The organism is Halolamina salina (assembly GCF_042678005.1).
Lineage (GTDB): Archaea > Halobacteriota > Halobacteria > Halobacteriales > Haloferacaceae > Halolamina > Halolamina salina.
Window position 1 is genome coordinate 1 of the sequence record NZ_JBHUDH010000043.1, and the last position, 636, is coordinate 636.

Annotated in this window: 1 protein-coding gene; it reads left to right on the forward strand. The window is 67.8% G+C overall.

Going from position 1 to position 636, the window contains the following annotated elements; translation table 11 throughout:
- Positions 1-364 (forward strand): AIR synthase-related protein (locus ACFR9S_RS05270; protein ID WP_379818217.1); only part of this gene is annotated, 364 nt, incomplete at its 5' end.
- Between the last annotated feature and the right edge of the window lie 272 nt (positions 365-636).

Consider the following 636-nt stretch of genomic DNA (forward strand, 5'->3'; position numbering starts at 1 on the left):
GCCGGGCGCGCTCGTGGACGCGCTCGTTCGCGTCGCCGATCTGGACTCGACGCTCGCGACCCACGACGCCAGCGACGGCGGGCTCGCGGTGGCGCTCGCGGAGATGGTCACCGACGACACAGGGGTCGCGGCCGAACTCGACGACGCGGCGGCGCTGTTCGCCGAGACGCCGGGTCGGGTCGTAGTGGAGACGACCGACGCCGACGCGCTCCGTGACGCGGCCGGCGACGACGCGGCGGTGACGGAACTGGGCACCGCGACCGAGGACGGATCGCTGTCGCTCTCGATCGGGGACCGATCGATCGAGTACGCGGCCGACGAGATCCGGGATCTGCGCGGCGTGCTGGCCCGGGAGCTGGCGTAGAGCCGGAACGGTTCGCGGACGCCCCGGCTACGTCGGTTTTGTCGAATCGTGTGTTTAGATCGTAATAACACGGCTAACTGTCCGTTTAATATTTAAATGAAGTAAAAACCTGTCGACAGTATTTTCACTTTCCCGTTCCATCCGGGAGCCGTATGCGTCTCGTCCCGATCGCCTGTGCGCTCCTGCTCGTGCTCGCGGGCTGTGCGGGCGGGGGGAACGCCGGCGACGGCGCCACGCAGGCGGCGCTGAGCGGCGACGAACCCGAGTACGAA